Source organism: Paraburkholderia sp. BL25I1N1 (genome assembly GCF_003002025.1).
Classification (GTDB): Bacteria; Pseudomonadota; Gammaproteobacteria; order Burkholderiales; family Burkholderiaceae; genus Paraburkholderia.
Window position 1 is genome coordinate 50,402 of sequence record NZ_PVZB01000023.1, and the last position, 15,230, is coordinate 65,631.

Below are 15,230 nucleotides of genomic sequence, written 5' to 3' on the forward strand. Positions count from 1 at the left end.
TGACTTGTCTATTTCTCCGAGGTGATGTCAATATCGGGGCGTGTCGTCGAGAATAACCACCAGCACGAAACTCCCGGAACGCCCATGCAACACGCTGCCCGTATCACCTTCCGGCTTGCCGAACTGCACGATGCCGATGCGATCCGCGCGATCGAATTCGAGGCGGGACGGCGCTTTCTCAGCGTCGATATGGCGGGCATTGCCGATGCACCGCCGATGGATCTGGAAGTCGTCGAGCGCAAGATCGCGGCGCGGGAAATCATCGTTGCCGTGGCCGCCGATGAAACGTGCGCCGGTTTCGTGATGTTCGAGCCGCAACCCACGCGCATCTACGTGCAGGAACTCGATGTGCTCACCTCGCACGCGGGGCAACGTATCGGTGCCTCACTGATCGAGCAGGTCGCGCACCTTGCGCGCACGCAACGGCTTACGCAACTGATTCTGTCGACGTTTCGCGAGGTGCCGTGGAACGCGCCGTATTATCGCCGGCTCGGGTTTCGCGATATCGACGAGGCCGACCTCGACGCGGCCTTGATCGCGCGACGCGACGCGCATATCGCGCGAGGACTGGACGAATCGAAACGGGTGTTCATGCGGCGTGATCTTGCGTGATGTATGACGCGTGGGCTCGGGTGTCGAGCCATAAAAAAACGCGGCGGGTATGACCGGAACGTATCCGTTCGAGTCTCGCCCGCCGCGCGTTTTTCGGCACACATGTCACGCATTGGCTGCTTTTCGATTCAGCAGCTTACCTCCGCCAACGCTCCGCCTGGCTTCGGCTTTTTTCAGCCTGTGGCAAGCCTTATTCCACGGTTTCCAGCGTCGGATAGTCGATGTAGCCGGTTTCACCGCGTGCGTAATACGTAGCCGGATTCGGCTTGTTCAACGGCGCATTCGTCGCAAAGCGGCGCACCAGATCCGGATTCGCGATGAACAGTTGACCCCACGCCACCGCGTCCGCTTCGCCCGCGTCGAGCACTTGCTGCGCGGTTTCTTTGGTGAACTTTTCGTTTGCGATGTACGGGCCGCCGAAGGCTTTCTTCAGTTGCGGGCCGAGACGGTCGTCGCCGAGCGCTTCACGTGCGGCGATGAACGCGATCTTGCGCTTGCCGAGTTCGCGAGCCACGTAGCCGAACGTGCCGGCCGGGTCGGAATCGCCCATCGCGTGCGCGTCGCGGCGCGGTGCGAGGTGCACCCCGACGCGGTTCGCGCCCCACACGTCGATACATGCGTCGGTGATTTCGAGCAGCAGACGCGCGCGGTTTTCGATCGGGCCGCCGTAAGCGTCGGTACGCTGGTTGGTGCTGTCCTGCAGGAACTGGTCGAGCAGATAGCCGTTGGCGCCGTGTACTTCGACGCCGTCGAAACCGGCTGCCTTGGCGTTTTCCGCGCCTTTGCGAAAGGCTTCGACGACGCCGGCGATTTCATCGAGTTCGAGCGCGCGCGGCGTCACATAGGGACGCTCCGGGCGCACCAGGCTCACGTTGCCACGTGCCGCGATCGCGCTCGGCGCGACCGGCAGTTCGCCGTTCAGAAACAGCGGGTCCGAAATACGGCCCACGTGCCACAGCTGCAGAAAGATCTTGCCGCCGGCGGCGTGCACGGCGCTCGTGACGAGTTTCCAGCCTTCGACCTGCTCCTGCGACCAGATGCCCGGCGTCTCGGCATAACCGACACCTTGCGGTGTGACCGAGGTTGCTTCGCTAATGATCAGGCCGGCGCTCGCGCGTTCAGCGTAGTACTTCGCCATCAGCGCGTTCGGCACGCGGATTTCTTCGGCGCGCTGGCGCGTGAGCGGCGCCATGATGATGCGGTTCGACAGCGTGATGTCGCCAATTTGCAGTGGATCGAAAAGAGTCGGCATATGAGTTCACCTTTGGCCGAGGGCGCGCGGCCCGAGCCGGAAAAAACTGCTTGATGAAAGAAGCGCGGCATGCAAATCGCGGCGCCTACAGCTTGGTGTTGATGTGCTCGAGGAACGCCTGGATGGCGGCTTCGTTGCGCTTGAAGAACACCCATTGACCCACCCGCTTAGACGTGACCAGCCCCGCGCGCTGCAAAGCCGCCAGGTGGGCCGACACGGTGGACTGCGACAAGCCGCACTGTCCCTCGATCTTGCCGGCGCAGACGCCGTAATCGAGCGGCAGTTCCTGGTCGCCGAAATGCGCGTACGGCTCGCGCAGCCTGCTGAGAATCTCCCGGCGGACCGGGTTGGCAAGCGCTTTGTGAATCGCGTCGATGTCGAGCGTCATTGGGTAAGTTTCAGTGTGATCAACAACAACGGGCAGGCGAGGGCGCCGGTTAGCGCCGTTGCGGCTGCATCGCTACAACACGAATCATATATCGTAATTTAACGATATGCTAGAAGTCACTACTGACAATGGGGGTGATAGAGGTGGACATACAAAAAGTCCGCACTTTCTGGATTAGGCATAAAAGTAACGAAAGAGAGCGCACGTCATATCCCATATGTCGGGTTGGGATGTTGACGTATTGATCGAATGACATATTTTTCGCCTGCGCTTAAGAGGATGGTTGCCGATTGGGGCGACCATAGAAAAGGTTGGCATTTGAGTCAGGCTTGGCATACGTGCCGGTCATTGACGTGCGCGGTCCAGCAGGGTCCGAAAGCGCGCGCGGCCTAGCGGTTTTCCCGTTCACTAGTCGGTTACTGACAGTAGCGCTACCGCATGGGTGTTGCGCCGGATATTTACCGGACGGGAAACTCTTGATATCGAAGAGTCGGAATCGAGGGCGTGTTCGGCGAGCGCATCGATAACGATTCCTCATCCGCCGAATGAGTTTTTGCGGCGAGGAATTGCGACGTCGGGGCCAATCAAAGCCGTGTCTCGCCTGTCGGCGCGCTTGTCATTGACTTGGCGCTGTCTCAGATTCGGCCAATGCGGTCATTGGGCCGATCGTCAGTCAAGGGTCGCGATAGATTGCTCTGCGGTCATGGACCACCTGTGATGTCGAACGACAGCTGCCCTCCTGCCGGAGGACAGCACCCGACCCGAAGCAGCCGGTCAAAGCCTCATGCAAACAACGTCCGATGTCGCGAACAATACGGACGCTCAGGAGCGGCTCAAGCATGCTGCAAACATCAATGCGCCTCTGATCAACTGGCCGGCGTCCGGCACTTGAAAGTCCGCATCCGCTCCACTATGTTTAATCATCTGACTCAGCCTCGCCAAGTCGCGAGGCTTGTGCCAATCCCGCCTAAGCAGCGACAGCCGTTCTTGTTTCACTTCCATCCCAGCGCAAGCTTTTCATTTCATCGACACCACGCGGGGCAGCGCTTCGCCACAAGCGTGTGCCCCAGGGCGAGTCCTGCCATGTGGCGCCATACCAGGAGATAGGAAATGCGCAAGTCACACGTCGCTGTCCTGGTTTCCCTTTGTTTGGCCTCGCTGGCACACGGTGGCGATAGCTGGGACTCAGGGGACAGGCAAGACAGCCACGGCGGTCATCAGCGAGTCCTAAAAGTGTTCGACGGCCAGGGCAATTATGTCGGTCCCGTGGTACCGATTGACCAACTGACGATAGGCACGGTGGTCCGTGCGAACGGCACCATCATAGTCGCCCCAATTAGTCGCGTCTCGCAGAACGGCCAGGTGTCCGCCTCGCAGTATCAATGGGCGAGCACGCTCACCCCAAGCGAAGCTCCTCCGACAGTGGACTGCAGGAACCTGCCTGTCATCAACGCACTCATCGCCCCCGGGGTGCTAAGGCCATCTTTTAGCGTCAGAGTCGGAAACGTTGCAACGGCGTACATCGGGGGAGACACCTACTCAATGCCGACCCCGCCTAATGGCCAGTGCACAGGCCAAGGGTCGCCAACACCGGCTTGGTTGGCAGAAAGCGTCTACTCGCTCACGCAGAATCATCCTGAGCCCCTTGCCATTCACTATTGAGCGTTCGGTTTGCCAGCACCGTTGTCGTGCCCCTGAGAATTGCGCGCCAAGTCGTGCCTTCCCCGTCACGCCGGCTGCCAGAACAGGAGATATGAAATGCGCTACTCGAAAGCTACTGCCCTGCTCGCCCTTTGTCTGGCTTGCTCAGCATACGGCGGCGATGGCCGCGACCCCGCGGACGGCCCGGGCGATCCTCTGGCAGTGTTCGACGCTCACGGAAAGTATGTCGGGCCGCTGGTTGGGTTCGAGGACAGACCTATCGCCACGGTGATTACGGCCAACGGCGCCATCATTGTCGTGCCGATCAGTCGTGCCCCGAGTGGCACTCATGTCTCCGCGTCGAAGTTCGAATGGAGCAATAGCTCCCCGTTCCAGCCGTACGCCTCGTCGAACTGCAGCGGGCCGCCCGTTATCATGAGTAGTAGTATTACCGGCAGCGGTGAAACGGAGCCCGTAAGACCCTCTGCGACAGTCAGGGCAGGAACAGAGACAACGGCATACATTGCGCCGGACGCATACTCGACCACGATTGCGATCCAGTCGGAAATTGAGGGGCCCTTCGGCTGCTCACCATTCAGTCTTACGACAACCGGCTGGTTGCCGGCGAGCACCTACCCGGTCAACCGGAATTATCCCGAGCCTCTTACCATCCGCATGGATGACCACCAGGGTCGCCGCTGAACGACGCGGAGGTCGCGGGCATGCTAAACGGTGTGAGGGGACATCGTAGATCTCCCGGTTCCTGGCAAGCCGTGTGTCGACCCCGCCCGCAGCGACGACAGTCGTGCCGTTCTTAAGCTGAACACCGGAACCTGCCGTCGGGCGGGAACAGGAGATTGAAATGCGCCATTCACACGTCGCTGTCCTGCTTGCCCTTTGCCTGACATCGCTCGCATACGGTGGCGATGGCCGCGACCCCGATAACAGGCAATCCGGCAACCGTGACGATCAAGCCGTCCTAAGAGTATTCGATGGTCAGGGACGGTATGTCGGGCCGCTGGTCGCGTTTAACGGCGCCCGGGTCGCCACGGTCGTCGTGGCGAACCGTGCCACCATCGTGGTCCCGCTCAGCCGAACCACCAATCCCAACGACGAGTTCTCCGCCAGCCAGTATGAATGGGGTAGCGACCTCATTTCGACCGCTTACTATCCTTCGGCTGACTGCAGCGGGCCGCCTTTCATTAACGGCGACTCGCCTGTTAGGCCTTCCGTGACGTTGAGAGTGGGCGCTACCGCAACGGTTTACATTGCTCCGGATACCGACTCAAGCACAATCACGGTCCTGTCGTATGGGGAACCAAAGTCATGCACCACGCTCGGATTCGGCCACGATGTGCAGCCCCCCATAACGGCCGAAGGCTGGGCGCCGGAAAGTACGTATCCGCTCACCCAGATCTACCCAGAGCCCCTTTCCGTTCACTATTGATTCTTTGCCGGCCATCGTGTCCTGATGATGCCCGGTGTCACTGTCGGTAACCCGGCCTGTGACCCTCCGGCACCAGCCTGCGCGCACAAACACTCATCGCCGCAGATCTCCGGCGTTTGTGCGCGTCCGCTTTGTGATGCGAAACCGGACATTTGAATGGCCGCAACCGGCTCGGTTAAATGACTGCATTTGGCCGACTGTACGCATTCACGAAAGCCGCCCGAAAGCCGCCGCTGAAGATTTCAACGGCAGCTCTACAGCACCCTCATTGAGTTGGTGCTCTCGGCCATCAAGAGGCGCTCGACGATAGCGAGCGGCCGTCGGATCAGAATGCGGCAGCGGCCATTCGACGCCCGCCCGCTGGCTTCCGCCACGTCGCTGCGAGGAATATCCGGGCGGGGGAGGCGGAGGTCAGAAAAACGTTTACATCCTCCTTCTCGCGGCTTACTTTGACCCGGTAGGATTCAAACTCCTCGAGCGTTTTGTTTTCGTCCGTCTGCGTATTTTACTTAATGCCTTACGTACTTTGCGCATACCGGGCTACACCGGTTGAGATTGGTAGCCTGCGCGCGCAGTACGGTCCCTACCCAGCCGACTACAAAACGATCATTGAGAGGTATCGCGAAGCAGGGTTTGAGGAAACAACAAACGCACTGGTTCAGTACCTCAGCGTGCCGCAAAAGTCGTGGGGCGAGTTCAGTTTCCATCCGTACTTCGGTTATGTGGTGTGCTTGGCCATAAACGTCAAAGATAGTCTTGGCAGGTCTACAGAAAGCCGGTTGACTGAGGTGTTCATCAGGGATGGGCAAGTGGTGACCAATCAGTCCGCAGACCATTCGGCCGACGGCACGGATCTGCGCGTGCGCGATATGTGCAGAAGAGTGATCGGCAGATTCGATACCCCCGCTAACGTGAATTGACAGAGTAAGTTAACTTCGGACTAACGCGGCGTGTCATGGGAGATGCTCGCGCATACCCCGCGAATAACTTTCGCTAATTGCAGCACCAATTCGCATGCGGCTGAACCGACTCCAACTTCCTAAGAGCCATATAGATCATGCAAAACGCACATATGCTGCTGCCTGACGCACTCGTAGTGCTCGGCTTCGTGATCGCCTCCCGGGTGGGAGATTTCTGCTCTGAAGCAACGAACCGGCGTCTTACTTACCTCATCGCGCTCGTGTCGTCGACCGCGGCAGGCGTCTGGTTCGCAATCCAATCGTCCGATCCGCACCACTACTATTTTTTCTCACGGATGATCGTGATTGATCCATTCGCCAGCGTGATGAAGGCAACCGTTTCGCTTGGCTTCGCGGTCTCGCTCGTCTATTCGCGCAGATATCTTGAAGATCGCGACCTGTTTCGCGACCACGTGTTCCTGCTCGGCATGTTCTCGCTGCTCGGCCAGTTGGTCATGATCTCGGGCAACCACTTCCTGATGTTGTACCTCGGTCTTGAACTGATGTCGCTGTCGTTGTACGCAATGGTTGCACTACGCCGCGACGTCGCGCAATCGGGCGAAGCGGCGATGAAGTACTACGTGCTTGGTGCACTGGCTACGGGTTTCCTGCTTTACGGCATCTCGATGCTCTATGGTGCGACCGGCTCGCTCGAACTGAACGAGGTGCTGAAGGCGGTTGCCTCCGGCCACATCGACGAGTTCGTGCTGCTGTTCGGTGTGGTCTTCATCGTCGCGGGCGTTGCATTCAAGATGGGCGTGGTGCCGTTCCACATGTGGGTGCCGGACGTCTATCAGGGCGCGCCGACCGCGATGACGCTGTTCGTCGGCGGCGGTCCGAAGGTCGCGGCGTTCGCGTGGGGTCTGCGCTTCCTGGTGATGGGCCTGCTGCCGCTCGCCGTCGGCTGGCAAGAAATGCTGGTGATTCTCGCGGCGTTGTCGATGATCGTCGGCAACTTCACGGGTATCGTTCAACGCAACGTGAAGCGAATGCTCGCCTATTCGACGATCTCGAACATGGGCTTCGTGCTGCTTGGCCTGCTGTCCGGCGTGGTGGACGGCAATGCGGGTTCGGCGGCAAGCGCCTACGGTTCGGCGATGTTCTACAGCATCATCTATCTGGTGACGACACTCGGCTCGTTCGGCGTGTTGATGCTGCTTGCGCGCCGTAATTTCGAAGCTGACACGCTCGACGACTTCAAGGGTCTCAACCAGCGCAGCCCGGTGTCCGCATTCGTGATGATGGTGATGATGTTCTCGCTCGCCGGCATTCCACCGACCGTCGGCTTCTACGCGAAGCTCGCCGTGCTCGAAGCGACGGTGAACGCGGGCCTCACGTGGCTCGCGGTGCTGGCCGTGGTGACGTCGCTGTTCGGCGCATTCTACTACCTGCGTATCGTGAAGTTGATGTACTTCGACGACCCGCAAGACACATCGCCGATCTCGGCCGGCGCCGGTAACCGCACGCTGCTTGCGCTGAACGGTGTGGCCGTGCTGGTGCTGGGTATTGTGCCTGGTCCGCTGATGACGGTCTGCCTGCAGGCAATCACGCATACGCTGCCGCTCTGACGTCGGCGGCGGGCCGGTTCATCGTGCTGTTGCCGGTGATCGGCGTCAACCGGCCGCTCCTGACAACGCCAAGTGGAGGCATTCGAGATCACGCAGTCCCGCTGTTGCAAAAGATTTCAACAAGCTCTTCGCAGCGTTACGGGCGACTGTCGGCAACGCGGTCACTTGAACGCTTGCCCCGAGTCCATCCCGGCAGGAGAGGCCTGACGAGAGAGGGCAACGATGCCCAAGCAGAACCCAGCGCTTCAACGTACCCAGAAAGCCCCCATGACACCGGGGCGCCGGCGGTTTCTCGTCATTTGCGCGATAGTGCTGCTGGCCGCGCTAGGCTGGGCGTTGGTGACAATGCTCAAACCTGCCATCCAGCGCACGATCGTCATTACCACCGGGGCGGACCAGGGTATCTACCGTAACTTTGCCGATCGCTATGCCCCCATCCTGAAGCGCGAAGGCATCACCCTCGATATCCGGAGTTCTTCCGGTTCGGTCGAAAACTATCAGCGGCTGACGAATCCGGACAGCGAATACGAAGTGGGTTTTATCCAATCGGGCACCACCAGTCCGAAAGCAACAGACCACCTGCAGACCATCGCCGCCGTCTCATACGAACCGATCTGGGTGTTCTTTCGTGGCGACATTACCGTCAACAGGCTGTCACAACTGCGCGGCAAGAGGATCGCCATAGGCGTTCCCGGCAGCGGTCTGCTTCACGTCTCCCGGGCATTGCTGGGTTATAGCGGCGTCACTGGCGACAACACCACGCTGCTGGAAATGGACGCCATCAAGGCATATGAAGGCCTCGAAACTGGCCAGCTGGATGCTGCTTTCTTTATTGGCAGGCCCGACGCCGCGATGCAGATAAGGCTGCTGAACAGCGATCTGAAGCTGATGAGTTTTGCCCAGGCCGATGCGCTGGTGCAGAAATTCCCGTCCCTGTCGAAAGTTATTTTCCCCCGCGCCTCAACCAGCATCGTCGACGATCTGCCACAGACTGATGTCACCCTGCTGGCCGCCACGGCTCTGCTCGTGTCCAAAGATACCCTACACCCGGCCCTGGTCTACCTGCTGCTGGATGCAGCCAGAACCGTCCACGGCGGTGAAGACTACTTCACGCCGCTGGGCGCGTTCCCCAATCTGACCACCGAGGAATTTCCCATTTCCGACGAAAGCGCGCGCTATTTCAGATCGGGTCGCCCCTTCCTGCAGCGCTACCTTCCATTCTGGCTCGCCAGTCTCATCGAAAGGCGGCTGCTGATCCTGCTCCCCTTCATGGCCCTTGTGCTAGGCCTGCTGCAGGCATTGCCGCGCATGCTGGAGGCGCGGATAAGAAGACGGCTTGTGGTCTGGTATCGCGAAATAAAATCGCTGGAAGACGAAATATGGAGAAACAGGCAACCCACCCCAGACGATGTCGCGAAATGGCGCGATGAAATCGAGAACATTGATGCGCATGCCAGCCAGATACGTATTCCGTATCGTTATTTTCAGGATGTTTACGCCCTCAAACAGGCGATCGGCGTCGTGCGGAACCGGATTTCCCAGGTCGGTGAGAAGGTGAAGGAATAGCTGGGCCGCGACAATGGATCGGCAGAGACGTTGGTTCAGCGATCGAACCATCGATACCGCAGCGCAAGCGATGCAGCTTTGTAGTCGCCGCACACGCGCGTCACCAGTCCTTTCGGCAATGTCAGTTTCGCCGACCAGCCGGCCGCAATCGGCACCGAGACTGTCAGCCGATCACGTAACGCACAGGTCGTCCGACGCCTGGCGTAGTTCCAGATATTGCATATTGGCGGTGAATCCTCCGCTATCGGACCAAAGTCCAATAGCGCTCGAGCGTCATGGCGAATACCCTGTACAAAGGACATTGTGCCGCCCAGGGAAGAACACCAAACGAAAAGATGTTTATCGCCTACCAGCGCGAGCGGCCTGGCCATATGAGCGAGCCGAAGGCATGGGCGCGTTGGAAGCCCAATGCTGACGCTGGCTTATACAGCGCGTCAGTTTGACAGAATGGAGCATGAATCATGTGTGACACATGTGAGCCTCTTCTGCCCGGCAACGGTTCGGGCCGTCGGAATTTGCTTAAGTTCACCGGCACCGCGGTCGCGCTCGGGCTTGCTGGCGGCGCGCTCGTTGCGAGTCCCGCGCACGCCGACGCTTTGACCAGGGAGCAGCGCGACAGCATGACGCCAGAGCAGATTATCGAGGCGATGAAGCGAGGTAACGCACGCTTCCGGCGGGGCGAGAGGAAAGCACGCAATTACCTGAATGAACAGAGGGCGAGTGCCAGCGGACAGTATCCGGCAGCCGTGCTCCTCAGTTGTATCGATTCGCGCGCGCCGGCTGAAGTGATCATGGATCTCGGCATCGGTGATATCTTCAACTGCCGTGTTGCCGGCAATGTTGAAAACAACGACATCCTGGGTAGCATGGAATTCGCGTGCAAGCTTGCTGGCGCAAAGGTAGTGCTCGTGATGGGTCACACAGCGTGTGGCGCGATCAAGGGAGCCATTGCCAACGCCGAGTTGGGCAATCTGACCGGATTGCTGGACAAGATCAAGCCCGCGGTGCAAGCGACGACCTACAACGGCGATCGTTCCGCGACGAACTATGATTTCGTGGATGCGGTGGCGCGCAAGAACGTCGAATTGACATTGGCGAACATTCGTAAGGATAGCCCGGTGCTTGCGGAGCTTGAAACCAAAGGCACGATCAGGATCGCTGGCGCGATGTACAACCTGAAAACCGGCGCTGTGGAGTTTCTGAGTTGATCTTCAGTGTTTGCGCACGACACGGTGCAACAGTGCCATTGAAATTGCGAGGCTGCGGAGAGGTCGCACAAGCTGCGACTCCGGGAACAGGGCCCGGGCATGGATGCCGTTCCGTCTACAAGAGAGATTCGATTGGCAGGATTGAAAGAAACCAGACCCCCAGACGGCGCAGCCAGGTCGTGTTGGGCTCCGTGTCATAGCGCACTTCCATCCCGTTCTCCCGCTTCAACCAGTAGAGTCTCCCGTCGGCATCGAGGCGCGTCGAATAGGCGACCTGTGGTACGAGTGACACGAAGATGGATGCGATCCGGCTCGCAAGTGACGCGCTGTCTATAACGAAGCCTAACTCGGTATTCAGATGGGCCGACCGCTGATCAAAATTGAATGATCCAACAAAGACGCGGCTGCTGTCCACTACGAAGGTCTTTGCATGCAGGCTCGACCCCGAGCTGCCGAATATGCCGGCATGCTCCTCACTTTTGTGTTCGACGCCAGGCAATCGTCGCAATTCGTACAGTTCCACCCCCGACTCGAGCAGTTCGACACGACGGGTCATATAACCGGAATGAACCGCTGTCACGTCGGTGGCTTCAAGTGAATTGGTTAGTACGCGCACGTTGACGCCGCGACGAGCGAGCCCAGTGAAATATTTTGTTCCGGCCGCGCCCGGAACGAAATACGGAGACACCAGATCCAGTTCATGCATCGGGTCGCCGAGAATCTCCCGAAACTGATGTACGACGCTTGCCTCAGGCGGCGCCTCGCTCAAAGCTTTAGCCGGGTCGTCGCTGACCATCTGCGTCCTGGCCCATTCCAGCGGTAGCGTACCGTCAAGCAGTTGCTGCACGATCGGTGCATCACGCAGGGCGTCCAGGTAGGCGGCGGCCGTCGAGTCACTTTCGACAGATCGAACTTTCCGGTCCAGTTCATCGGGTTTGTCGCTGGCGGCACGATGTACGATAAGGTCGACCGGATATGACGATCCGCTCGCCCAATATCGATCGAACTCATTTGCGACATCGGTTGAAATCGGGCCTACTGCCAGTACATCGAGGTCGGCGAAAACAATGCCATCGGTGGCGCCGAAGTATTCGTCGCCGATATTGCGTCCGCCGACGATCGTTACGGCGCCGTCAGCGGTGAATGACTTGTTGTGCATGCGACGGTTGGCACGCGAAAAATCCGTCAGGAAGCCGATGAACTTCGGCTTGCGGATGACGAACGGATTGAACAACCGGACCTCGATGTTTGGATGCGTCTGAAGCGCGGCCAGCGTGCCATCGAGTGAAGACGATATACCGTAGTCGTCCAGCAGCAGGCGTACGCGTACGCCGCGATCGGCCGCCGCACGTAATGCATCGAGCAGGAGCGTGCCCGTGAGGTCACTTCGCCAGATGTAATATTGGACGTCCAGCGTACGCTCAGCCGTGCGAATTAGCTCCATGCGCGCAGCGAAGGCTGCACGCGGGTCCGCCAGCGGATGAATGCCGGCCAGATCATGGTGAGCAGCAAGCTCATGAGCGGCAGAACGCCCAAGCGTTGTGGCCTGCGCCTCTGCGTTGCTTATTGCCGTCGATGGCGTGCGGCTTTCAAGCGGTGGCAACGCGCAACCGCACAGCGCGGCCGCGCAGACGACATTCAATGAAACGACAATAAGCGACCTTTGGAAGAAGCCGGGTGCAAAGTGTCTCGGCAATGGCATGGCTTAACCGGGCTCTGCGGACAAACAAATGGGACTTCATCTTTTCCTGAGCCGCAAGAGGAATCTGAGCGATTGGAACGCCGGGGAAAGTGTTCGCTCATTCATCCTTTTCACGGAAAACTCCCTTTCACTTCAGGTCCGCACAGGGAAATGCCGTGTCAGACAGGGCCTTGTTTTTGTCACGGGGCAGCTTGCAAGTCGTCACTTCCTTTCTTGAGGCTTTCTTTCACGCGGTCTTGAGGCCCACTTTTACGTTATAGGCCCGTTGGACAATGCTTGCCATGCTCCGCGGGCGGATCGGCGCACAACTGCGGAAAAGCTGCCCCTTCTTGCTGACGTGAGGACCAATTTATCTTAACGCCATTTCGCGTACAGCTTCCGCTGCAGCGTCGCGAACATCTTTTTTGCAAGACCCTCGCATTTGAAATCGACAGGCCGATGGCGCGTGGAAAACCCTGCCGCTCCTTGTCCAGATGTGACGGGCTTGTGCAGCAAGTGCATTAAGCGATTCCATACCGTGGCAGCCGGCTCACACAAATATGAGAGGTAGCGCCAACGGAGAGTCGCGACCCGAGCAGATAGATTGGGCCCGATTGCGTGACGTGGATTGAGAATGGCAGAATTTCTGATCGCCAGTCCTTGTGCAGACGGGCCTTCGCGGCTACAACCTGAGTGTGCCCGATACATGGGCCCTTGCTGTATCCATGGTTGTATCAGGGAGAATGCTTATGCTCGATGTCTTGAAGAGCGGGGCAGTTGCAGCCCGATTGGCTACCGGTGACTGGATTGCCATGACACTAACCATCGGAAAGCTGCATGGACGCGCTGTGTTGTTTCTGGCGTTGTCGACAGCGGCGGCGCTACCCGGTTCGAGTTTTTCGTTCGGCGCGGAGCCGGCGGACGCCAGCAGGACTACCCGTGAAATCTGCATACCTAAAGGAACATATCCGACGGCGGGTGGTGGCACGACGGTTTTCTCGCACGAAAAGACCTGCTTTAGCCGTCCCGCGATTGACACCTACGCTTGGGAGAAGAAGAGCGTGCGGATAAAAAAAGGCGCGTCCGACGCCTTCAACGGATTACGAATCGTGATGTACGATTACCACGACGCGCTTTACCACTGTGCCAAGCGGCGTATGCGGCTGCCTACGCTTGATGAACTGAAGGCACTGTTTGCCTATACGAACGCGCATGGCAGTCCGGGTGGAGGAAGCCATAATGCAATCGTCGCGTCAAAAGACGACTCGCGTTATGAGGGTGGTATCTATGCTTGGGGCGGTTCCAGCCCGTATTGGACGCATACGCTTGCAGGGAACCGCATGCACAAGGTAGTGAATCTGGCCGACGGCCGGGTGAGCATCCGGCACGATCCGCAACCAAACTACGTATCGTGTGTACGTTGAAGAAATTAACGCGCTACTTGCAGACGGTCCTGCCCGCGTCGGATGATTGAAGGTCGCAGATGTGCGGAACTCGCGCCGCGCGCCCTCTCGCGGCTGACATGTAACCGTCAATGTGCGGAACGTTCATACCGCACTTTGCGGCGATTCCGCCAAGGAAGGTTTCGATCCGAAGCTCAGAAGGAGGCACCCGGCAATCCCGGAAAGTAATGAGCCGACGATGACGCCCAGCCGGACAGGAGTGAAGAATTCGGCTCCTTCGAACGCGAGGGAACCGATGAACAGACTCATCGTGAAGCCGACGCCGCATAATGAGGCGACGCCAGCGAATTGTCGCCAGCTTGCCCCTTCGGGAAGTTTTCCCAGCCCGACAGCGATGAGTGCTGCACCTGCACCATATACACCGACGAGCTTGCCGACAAAAAGACCCGCCGCAATACCGAGTGGCAGCGGCGCCGACAGCGCAGCAAGGGTAACGCCGGCAAACGATACGCCGGCGTTTGCAAACGCAAAGACAGGTAGTACCGCGAAGGCGACCCACGGGTGCAGGCCGTGTTCAAGCTGATGCAGGGGAGCTTGTCCCTTGGCGTCCTTCGTCTTCAAGGGTATGGCGAACGCCAGTGCGACACCCGCAAGCGTTGCGTGAACACCGGACTTGAGAACGAATACCCACAGGACGATTCCGGTGAGAATATAGGGCGCAAGGCGCGTAACTCTTTGCCGGTTCAGCGCAATCAGGACCGCGATGGCGCAGGCCGCCAGAAAGAGCATTGCAAGCGAAAGATCAGCGGTGTAGAAGAGCGCAATGATAACGATGGCCCCGAGGTCGTCGGCTATCGCAACTGCGGTCAGAAATACTTTCAGCGACATCGGCACCCGGCGGCCGAGGAGGGAAAGGATGCCGAGCGCAAACGCGATATCAGTTGCCGTCGGAATGGCCCAGCCGCGGAGGTTTGCCGTGTCACCGCGGCAAATAAAGAAGAAAATGAATGCCGGCACCACCATGCCGCCAGCGCCGGCGACGACCGGCAGCACTACTTGCGCGGGCGTTGACAGTTCACCTTCGATCACCTCACGTTTCACTTCGAGCCCGACCAGAAGAAAGAAGATGGCCATCAATCCGTCGTTAATCCAGAGCAGTAGTGGCTTTCCGATGTGGAACGACCCAAACCGGATCTCGACCGGAATGTTCAGCAAATGGTCATAGATCTGCCGAAGCGGCGAGTTGCTGAAGATCAAGGCGAGAAGCGCGGCGGCCGCGAGCAACAGGCCCCCGGCCGATTCCATTTTCAGGAAGTCGGAAAGGCCATCGGAAAGCTTACGAGACGCATTGTGATTCATCGTGTCGGCTCGCGTATCGGCAGTTTCTCGTGAGGGTGAAGCCTGGGATAGAGGCGGGGTCGCGTGGTCCCGTCCGTTCAGAAAGTAGAGTAACGTCTGTGCGTCGCAGTGCAACTAAAAGTGATTCCACATATCCGTCGTTCGTG

Annotated in this window: 12 protein-coding genes; 8 read left to right on the plus strand and 4 right to left on the minus strand. The window is 58.9% G+C overall.

Annotation, left to right across the window (positions count from 1 at the left end; translation table 11 throughout):
- The first annotated feature begins 84 nt into the window (after window positions 1-84).
- A complete protein-coding gene (locus B0G73_RS29305) occupies window positions 85-612 on the plus strand; it encodes a GNAT family N-acetyltransferase (RefSeq protein ID WP_106284668.1) in 528 nt (175 codons plus the stop codon).
- A gap of 190 nt (window positions 613-802) precedes the next feature.
- Here the strand turns inward: B0G73_RS29305 and B0G73_RS29310 are convergent, their stop codons facing one another.
- Window positions 803-1,864, minus strand: a complete 1,062-nt coding sequence (locus B0G73_RS29310) for an alkene reductase (RefSeq protein ID WP_106284669.1) — start codon at window positions 1,862-1,864, stop codon at window positions 803-805.
- Between the two features lie 85 nt (window positions 1,865-1,949).
- On the minus strand, window positions 1,950-2,252 hold the full coding sequence (locus B0G73_RS29315; RefSeq protein ID WP_106284670.1) for a helix-turn-helix transcriptional regulator: 303 nt from the start codon (window positions 2,250-2,252) through the stop codon (window positions 1,950-1,952).
- A gap of 1,758 nt (window positions 2,253-4,010) precedes the next feature.
- Here B0G73_RS29315 and B0G73_RS29330 point away from each other — a divergent pair.
- The 6 genes from B0G73_RS29330 (at window position 4,011) to B0G73_RS29355 (ending at window position 10,641) form a co-directional block, all read left to right on the plus strand.
- Window positions 4,011-4,595 carry a hypothetical protein gene (locus tag B0G73_RS29330; protein WP_106284673.1) on the plus strand — a complete coding sequence of 195 codons (585 nt, stop codon included), beginning with the start codon at window positions 4,011-4,013 and terminating at the stop codon, window positions 4,593-4,595.
- A gap of 160 nt (window positions 4,596-4,755) precedes the next feature.
- Window positions 4,756-5,340, plus strand: a complete 585-nt coding sequence (locus tag B0G73_RS29335; protein ID WP_106284674.1) for a hypothetical protein — start codon at window positions 4,756-4,758, stop codon at window positions 5,338-5,340.
- A 512-nt stretch (window positions 5,341-5,852) separates the two neighbouring features.
- Complete coding sequence (locus B0G73_RS29340; protein ID WP_106284675.1) at window positions 5,853-6,260, plus strand: hypothetical protein; 408 nt, start codon at window positions 5,853-5,855, stop codon at window positions 6,258-6,260.
- Window positions 6,261-6,397: 137 nt separating this feature from the next.
- Window positions 6,398-7,867, plus strand: a complete 1,470-nt coding sequence (nuoN, locus tag B0G73_RS29345; protein WP_106284676.1) for an NADH-quinone oxidoreductase subunit NuoN — start codon at window positions 6,398-6,400, stop codon at window positions 7,865-7,867.
- Window positions 7,868-8,134: 267 nt separating this feature from the next.
- Complete coding sequence (locus tag B0G73_RS29350; RefSeq protein WP_106284733.1) at window positions 8,135-9,433, plus strand: TAXI family TRAP transporter solute-binding subunit; 1,299 nt, start codon at window positions 8,135-8,137, stop codon at window positions 9,431-9,433.
- A 461-nt stretch (window positions 9,434-9,894) separates the two neighbouring features.
- On the plus strand, window positions 9,895-10,641 hold the full coding sequence (locus B0G73_RS29355) for a carbonic anhydrase family protein (protein WP_106284677.1): 747 nt from the start codon (window positions 9,895-9,897) through the stop codon (window positions 10,639-10,641).
- Window positions 10,642-10,756: 115 nt separating this feature from the next.
- On the opposite strand, the gene B0G73_RS29360 is transcribed toward B0G73_RS29355, so the two are convergent.
- The gene (locus B0G73_RS29360) at window positions 10,757-12,343 is read right to left on the minus strand and encodes a phospholipase D family protein (protein ID WP_106284678.1); all 1,587 of its coding nucleotides are present in this window, start codon (window positions 12,341-12,343) and stop codon (window positions 10,757-10,759) included.
- 728 nt (window positions 12,344-13,071) lie between these two features.
- Here B0G73_RS29360 and B0G73_RS29365 point away from each other — a divergent pair.
- On the plus strand, window positions 13,072-13,746 hold the full coding sequence (locus tag B0G73_RS29365) for a hypothetical protein (RefSeq protein WP_106284679.1): 675 nt from the start codon (window positions 13,072-13,074) through the stop codon (window positions 13,744-13,746).
- A 123-nt stretch (window positions 13,747-13,869) separates the two neighbouring features.
- On the opposite strand, the gene nhaA is transcribed toward B0G73_RS29365, so the two are convergent.
- Window positions 13,870-15,084 carry a Na+/H+ antiporter NhaA gene (gene nhaA, locus B0G73_RS29370; protein WP_106284680.1) on the minus strand — a complete coding sequence of 405 codons (1,215 nt, stop codon included), beginning with the start codon at window positions 15,082-15,084 and terminating at the stop codon, window positions 13,870-13,872.
- Between the last annotated feature and the right edge of the window lie 146 nt (window positions 15,085-15,230).